This window comes from Paenibacillus mangrovi (assembly GCF_022898935.1).
GTDB lineage: Bacteria > Bacillota > Bacilli > Paenibacillales > Paenibacillaceae > Paenibacillus_AQ > Paenibacillus_AQ mangrovi.
This window is the reverse complement of sequence record NZ_JALIRP010000015.1, coordinates 91,088-97,369: the sequence shown is the minus strand read 5'-3', so window position 1 is coordinate 97,369 and position 6,282 is coordinate 91,088. Positions and strand designations below refer to the sequence as shown.

Here is a 6,282-nt window from a genome sequence, read left to right as displayed (position 1 = left end):
TCGCTGCAGAATTGGTGGGATCACCTTCATTGGTATGAACAGGTCGCAATCTTGCTCGGAGCCCTTGCCTTGTCAATGATGTTCGTCGGATTCGGGTCAGCTTTGAGCATCGCAATGACGGGAATGTCGATCGCTGGGAGCGGACATGAGATTGCTGGCTACATCCGCGATCCAAAACAGCTGCTGACTCCCCAAAGAGCGTTTTCCGCCGCTATAGGCTTTATACTAAACCGAATCCCATTTGGAAAAGCGCTAGGATGGGTGGGAGCAAAAGGGCGCCGCTATGTGCGCAAGCTTCTGGATAAGTTCGGTTCCCGGAAACCGAAAGTAGACGTCCCGGTTCATCCGAAACCTCCGAATGTCCATGCACGTATACCTCGAACTGGAGCAGAATGGAATGATTACTACAAGAGAAAATATGGAGACGGAAATGTCACATGGGTATCAGAGCTAAAATCTTACGATGATATTCTAAGTAATCCCAAAGCTTTATGGGGAAAATCAGCTGATGAAGTTGGAAGAATTCTAGGAGAAGGATGGAAGAGAGGTACTTATGGCTCTGCCGGTACTGGCTGGAAATTTACAAACGGCGATAAGTCAGTATTCTATCATCCAGGAGGAGGAGTTCATAATGGGTCATACATTGGATTCTCTAGTGGGCAAACAGGTAAAGTCAAGGTGGTAGGACTTGATTATAAACCGTTACCTAGCGATAAATCTACGGTTATTCCAAAATAAGGAGGGTTATTGCATGGAGAAAATATCTATAGAAAAACTTATGGAGCTATACGTAGATACACTTGATAAGTGCGGGACATATCTGCTAAGCGAGAACGATATGGTGATCGGTTATAATATCTTTGAAGAATTTGATACTGGAGTTACTTCTTTTTTACACACTGATGTCTTGCAACGACTAAACGATGCTGGACTAATTAGTGATGAAATAATGAGTAAAAGTGCTATTTTAAGAAACTTAGTTCTAGAATTACAACAAGGTGATGAATGGAATATTAACGCTGTTAGAAATTCACCCGAATGGCGGAAAGTACTTGATCTAGCTGACGAAATCAAAGGTTGCATTGCGGCAAAATAAATAGTCTCGCAGCAAATGTGCGAAGGTCGAATTTGTCCCCGAAGTCGCTCGGCTTACACAAACGGCAGAGAAACTGGCGGCATGGCAGCACGCCATTACCTCAAAAGCACGCCATTACCTCAAAAGCACGCATGTGAGCCCCTAGATCCTATAAGGGCTTTTTTTTCATGCACCTCTTTTTTCGGAACGGATTCATATCCTCCATTTTCTTCTCTTCTTAATTTAACGTGTTAGTTTTTATACTAGTTTAAAATAGGATCTAGCTATCCTCTCTTTCATGGTGTAATTTATACGAAAAAACTCATAAGAGATATTGCCGTAAATCGGCGAAGCCGCAAGCAAATAAACCGGTACATATGGAATCAAAAAAAAGTTTTGTGACTGTGTCGAATTTCCCGCTATCGGTTCGTCGTCTAAATAGAAGCTTAAATATCAGGCAGCGATGGAAGGGAAGTAACACAAAAAAATATGGATTGTAAAGGAGACAATAAGATGCTTACAGTAACTTCAAAGGATGTTACCAAAATTGCCTATGATAAAGTTGGCCAAGGGCCATCACTCATTTTGGTAACAGGTGCGTTCAGCTATCGTAGATTCCCAGGACAGGTGCAACTGGTTAATCTGTTGTCGGAGCATTTCACCATCTACAATTACGACCGCCGCGGCCGTGGTGATAGCGGAGATACACAGTCGTATACCATTGAATGCGAGATGGAAGATCTACAGGCCATGATTGAAGAAGCCGGTGGCTCGGCCTAGGCCATTAAGTATTTTATGACCAAGGGGATGGGAGCACCTGCATTTGTGGTCCGTTTAATGAGAGTGATGCCAGGCGTGTGGCCCAGGCTCATGGCTGTTGCCCATACGCTTCTTTACGATGCGACATTGCTAGATGGATATATGGATGGAAAGGCACTGCCTGAAAAATTGTGGAATACGGTTACGATGCCAACTCTTGTGATCGAAGGAACGGAGAGTCCGGTTGCGCTGCGTCATGCTGCCCAGACACTAGCGGGCGTATTACCGAATGCAAGGCTATTAAGTAAAAAGGGACTGGGGCATACCAAGAAACTCGATACCAAGAAGATTTCATCGGAGCTTGCAACATTCTTTATTGGTAATCGTTAAGTACCAGCATGCAATGGGCTAAGTAAACCGAACTAAGACAGCAAATAAGGCCGAATAATTGATAAAAAAATGGAAAATAAGGGAGGAAGAAGATGATTATGATTACAAATAAACGTAATTCAAAGGCAATTCGCCTGCTTCTGATGGGTGGGGTCATTTCCACACCTCTGTTCTACGTAGCAGTCGTCATTCAATCGTTTACGCGTACAGGATTCGATATCAGACGCCACGCTATCAGCACCCTTACGTTGGGGGATCTGGGGTGGATCCAAAGCGCTAATTTCTTCATTACAGGATTGCTTGCTATATTTGCAGCGATTGGAATGCGCCGTTTACTGCTTGGGAGTAAGGGAGGCACTTGGGGTGCTTTGCTCATTGGAGTCTATGGGATTGGCATGGTCATGGCAGGTCTGTTTCGCCCAGATCCTGGGCTCAGTTTTCCCCCAGGTGCTCCTGCAGAAATACCGACATCGATGAGCGGCCATGCAGCACTTCATTCCGTGGCTTTCTTTACCGCCTTTATTTGTCTAATTGCGGCAAGTGTTGTCTTTGCACGCCGTTTTGCTTCACAAGGTGAGCGGGGTTGGAGTATCTATTGTATTGTATCTTGTATCCTTGCGCCTGTGCTCATTATTTTAGGTTCGAGTATAAGTAATTGGATTGGCGTTATCATGGGGTGCGCCGGAATTGTTGCCTTCGGTTGGGTTTCGGTTCTTGCCGCAAAATTGCGTGCTGAAACCCTTAAGGCATAGGTTTACAAAAAGAGAAGAGCGATTTTATTAATTGATGCATAACATCGCGAGGTCGATCTGCATTGTCTTATGCCCTAACTTAGCGGCAGGAATTTCATTTCACAATAAATTAGGAGGAATTAACCTATGAGATTTATGATGATTGTCAAAGCTACGACCGATTCAGAGGCGGGAGTTATGCCCAGCCAGGAGCTTATCGATGCCATGCAGAAGTATAACGAGGAATTGGTAAAGGCCGGTGTGCTGCTGGCGGCGGATGGACTGCAGCCTAGCTCAAGCGCAATCCGGATTTCTTATCCGGAGCCCGGAGGCAAACCGAAAATGATGGACGGTCCCTTTACGGAGGCAAAAGAGCTGATTGCTGGATACACGCTGATTGAGGTCAAATCGAGGGAAGAAGCGATCGAATGGGCACTGCGCATGCCGGATCCTCATGGCTTTGGACAGGGGGAGATTGAGCTCAGACAGGTGTTCGAAGCAGAGGACCTTATGGAGAATCCTGAAACACTGGCCAAGGAAACGGCGCTACGTATGCAGGTTCAGGAGCAGAAAAAAGCGTGAGTCCATCCGAGGCACATCGAACCATTGAAACGATATGGCGAATGGAGTCGGCGAAGCTTATCGCGGGACTGACGCGAATGGTAAGGGACGTGGGGCTCGCTGAAGATCTTGCCCAGGATGCCTTGGTGATTGCCCTTGAACGGTGGCCGGAGACAGGTATTCCGGACAATCCGGGTGCCTGGCTGATGACGACGGCAAAGCGGCGCGCAATTGATTTTATACGCAGGAGTAAGCTGCGCGATCAGAAGTATGAAGAGATCGGGCACACGGTGGATTTGTATACGGAAGATGACGTGGATCGTACTTTGGACGGGGAGATCGATGATGATCTCCTTCGTCTGATCTTTATGACCTGCCATCCGGTGTTATCGCAGGACGCTCGGGTGGCTCTTACGCTTCGCTTGTTGTGCGGGCTTACCACAGATGAAATCGCTCGTTCTTTCCTCGCTGCCGAGTCCACGGTCGCCCAGCGGATTGTCCGGGCCAAAAGGACCCTCAGCGCCGAGAAAGTCCCTTTTGAAGTGCCAGCTCGGGAGGAATTGAAAGACCGCATGTCCGCAGTACTTGAGGTCATTTACCTGATGTTTAATGAAGGGTATTCAGCAACATCCGGAGATCACTGGACCCGGCCGCTACTTTGTCAGGAAGCGCTTAGGTTGGGACGCATTCTTGCTGAAATCGCGCCTTATGAACCGGAAGTTCACGGCCTGGTTGCGCTGATGGAGATTCAAGCATCGCGTTTGAAAACCCGTGTTAACGCTAAGGGAGAACCCATTCTTCTCATGGATCAGAATCGTGCAAAGTGGGATCAACTGTTGATCCGCCGCGGTTTGGCGGCGCTGGAGCGCAGCCGGAAGCTGGGACGAACCCTCGGGCCTTACTCGCTGCAAGCTGCGATTTCCGCTTGTCATGCCCAGGCGCGTTCCGAAGCTGAGACCGATTGGATCCGCATTGCGGCCCTTTACGAGGCGCTTGCAAGATCAACACCTTCACCCATCGTTGAATTAAACCGTGCAGTTGCCATTTCCATGGCCTTCGGTCCGGTCTTCGGGCTGCAGATCGTCGACGAGTTGAATACCGAACCTTCATTAAAGGGATACCACCTGCTTCCAAGCGTTCGCGGCGATCTTCTTGCGAAACTGGGGCGGCACGATGAAGCCCGTACAGAATTTGAACGTGCTGCATCGATGACCCGAAATACCCGTGAGCGGGAGCTTTTGCTTCAACGTGCAGCTGAATGCGGATTAGGCACATCCAAATAATTTTTTCTACTTATGTCGATTATGAGGTTTCCCGTTCGTCGTGTTAGTAAGGAAGGGGATAGCAAAGAACTGCTGTCTAAAGTCATCTTCCCACAAGAGGAGGAAACCCAAATGCGATTTATGATAATTGTCAAGGCGAGCGAGTTATCGGAGGCTGGTCCTTTTCCGGCAGATCAAGGGCTCGTTGCGGGATATACGGTGATCGATGTAAGAACAGAGGACGATGCCCTGAAATGGGCGCTTCGGATGCCGGTTCCATCAGGCTGCAAGAGTACAATCGAAATACGGAAACTCGAAGAGAAAGCAGAACCTTTATCTAAACCTGGCATACAAGCCATGGAAGCTGATTTGCAGAATCATCTCCACATGTTAAGAAGATTATAACCACTACCTACTTTAAAGGAGCGTATGAAGAATGAATCAGGAAGTAACCGATTTTATCGAAACGTTAAAGGAACCGTGGCACAGGGAACTTTCCGCCAATCTGCGTGAAATGGTCCATCAAGCGATTCCAAATGTGCATGAACGTATTCAGTATAAGAAGCCTCACTTTTTGAAAAACGGGAAATATGCCGCGGCCATCTCTACATCGAAAGAAGCGGTTAGTTTTACCATTTTTAATTGTTCAGCGCTAGAGTTTCCGGAAGGTATGTTCGATGGTCCTCCAGAAAGAAAAACACTGAAGCTGCGTAAAGGGGATACGTTTGATTCCGAGCAACTGGTGTCACTGGTCAGTCAGGCTTCTTCCTCGCTTTAGAAAAAGATTTTACGAGCGTATCGATTTTCTTGTCTCGCGTTCGTTGTACTTATAGAAGCCGGATTTCGGAGTGAATAAACCGCTAGAAATCCTGGTAAAACACACTGAGGTCGCTACAATCTGACATAAAGGAGTTGCTGGTGATGAATCATTCATTTATTTTGCAGGCAGAGTGGGACGGAGGCCGCAACAGCGAAGGAAGGATCGAAGCCGGGCAGCTGAAAACGGCTATTTCCATTCCCAAGGAGATGGGCGGCCCCGGGATCGGCACCAATCCGGATGAAATGCTCCTGGGCGCCGCAGCCACCTGTTATCTGATCACGCTTGCAGCAATGATGGAGCGGAGCGGTGTGCCGGTAGAGAAGCTGTCGCTTGAATCGGAAGGCATCGTGGACGTTACGAACAATATTTTTACGTATGTCAGCATTACTCATAAACCATATGTTCTGCTTAAGAAACAAGCTTCGGACAAGGATGTGGACCTCGCCCACAGGCTGGCGGAAAAAGCGGAAGGCTCATGCATGATCTCCCGCGCCATTGCCGGAAATGTGGCATTATCGACGGAACCGCGGATTGAAAAAACGCTTTAAGCGAAGCATGAATTGCATATTGAACCTGAAAACCGTGCGGCATTGTGCTGTGCGGTTTTTTGCCGTGATGACAAGCCAAACCACGACTACCGGCAAAACGCCAAGCGGTGGCTCTTTCTTCCGCTGAAGCTTTATG

9 protein-coding genes and 1 pseudogene are annotated in these 6,282 nt (G+C 47.7%); all 10 read left to right on the top strand.

Annotated elements, in window-relative coordinates; all coding sequences use genetic code 11:
- Positions 1 to 738: pseudogene (locus MUG84_RS24625) on the top strand (hypothetical protein); the annotation flags it as partial.
- Positions 739 to 751: 13 nt separating this feature from the next.
- Complete coding sequence (locus tag MUG84_RS24620; protein WP_244730312.1) at positions 752 to 1,096, top strand: hypothetical protein; 345 nt, start codon at positions 752 to 754, stop codon at positions 1,094 to 1,096.
- A gap of 492 nt (positions 1,097 to 1,588) precedes the next feature.
- A complete protein-coding gene (locus MUG84_RS24615; protein ID WP_244730309.1) occupies positions 1,589 to 1,855 on the top strand; it encodes an alpha/beta fold hydrolase in 267 nt (88 codons plus the stop codon).
- Positions 1,856 to 1,900: 45 nt separating this feature from the next.
- Positions 1,901 to 2,224, top strand: a complete 324-nt coding sequence (locus MUG84_RS24610; protein ID WP_244730307.1) for an alpha/beta fold hydrolase — start codon at positions 1,901 to 1,903, stop codon at positions 2,222 to 2,224.
- Between the two features lie 92 nt (positions 2,225 to 2,316).
- Positions 2,317 to 2,976, top strand: coding sequence for a DUF998 domain-containing protein (locus MUG84_RS24605; RefSeq protein ID WP_244730304.1), 660 nt, complete (start codon positions 2,317 to 2,319; stop codon positions 2,974 to 2,976).
- 126 nt (positions 2,977 to 3,102) lie between these two features.
- Positions 3,103 to 3,537, top strand: coding sequence for a YciI family protein (locus tag MUG84_RS24600; RefSeq protein WP_244730303.1), 435 nt, complete (start codon positions 3,103 to 3,105; stop codon positions 3,535 to 3,537).
- Complete coding sequence (locus MUG84_RS24595) at positions 3,534 to 4,799, top strand: RNA polymerase sigma factor (protein ID WP_244730302.1); 1,266 nt, start codon at positions 3,534 to 3,536, stop codon at positions 4,797 to 4,799. The genes MUG84_RS24600 and MUG84_RS24595 overlap by 4 nt, the downstream gene beginning before the upstream one ends.
- 111 nt (positions 4,800 to 4,910) lie before the next feature.
- Positions 4,911 to 5,183, top strand: a complete 273-nt coding sequence (locus MUG84_RS24590) for a YciI family protein (protein WP_244730300.1) — start codon at positions 4,911 to 4,913, stop codon at positions 5,181 to 5,183.
- A 31-nt stretch (positions 5,184 to 5,214) separates the two neighbouring features.
- Positions 5,215 to 5,556 (top strand): DUF1801 domain-containing protein, encoded by a 342-nt coding sequence (locus tag MUG84_RS24585; RefSeq protein ID WP_244730297.1) that lies wholly within the window; start codon positions 5,215 to 5,217, stop codon positions 5,554 to 5,556.
- Positions 5,557 to 5,699: 143 nt separating this feature from the next.
- Entirely contained in the window at positions 5,700 to 6,146 is a 447-nt protein-coding gene (locus MUG84_RS24580; RefSeq protein WP_244730296.1) for an OsmC family protein, read from the top strand.
- The last annotated feature ends 136 nt before the right edge of the window (positions 6,147 to 6,282 follow it).

Bases quoted from the DNA above. Each gene is read 5' to 3' on its own strand.
- MUG84_RS24580 (WP_244730296.1), top strand. From the start codon at position 5,700: ATGAATCATTCATTTATTTTGCAGGCAGAGTGGGACGGAGGCCGCAAC.
- MUG84_RS24605 (WP_244730304.1), top strand. From the start codon at position 2,317: ATGATTATGATTACAAATAAACGTAATTCAAAGGCAATTCGCCTGCTT.
- MUG84_RS24600 (WP_244730303.1), top strand. From the start codon at position 3,103: ATGAGATTTATGATGATTGTCAAAGCTACGACCGATTCAGAGGCGGGA.
- MUG84_RS24615 (WP_244730309.1), top strand. From the start codon at position 1,589: ATGCTTACAGTAACTTCAAAGGATGTTACCAAAATTGCCTATGATAAA.
- MUG84_RS24585 (WP_244730297.1), top strand. From the start codon at position 5,215: ATGAATCAGGAAGTAACCGATTTTATCGAAACGTTAAAGGAACCGTGG.
- MUG84_RS24620 (WP_244730312.1), top strand. From the start codon at position 752: ATGGAGAAAATATCTATAGAAAAACTTATGGAGCTATACGTAGATACA.
- MUG84_RS24590 (WP_244730300.1), top strand. From the start codon at position 4,911: ATGCGATTTATGATAATTGTCAAGGCGAGCGAGTTATCGGAGGCTGGT.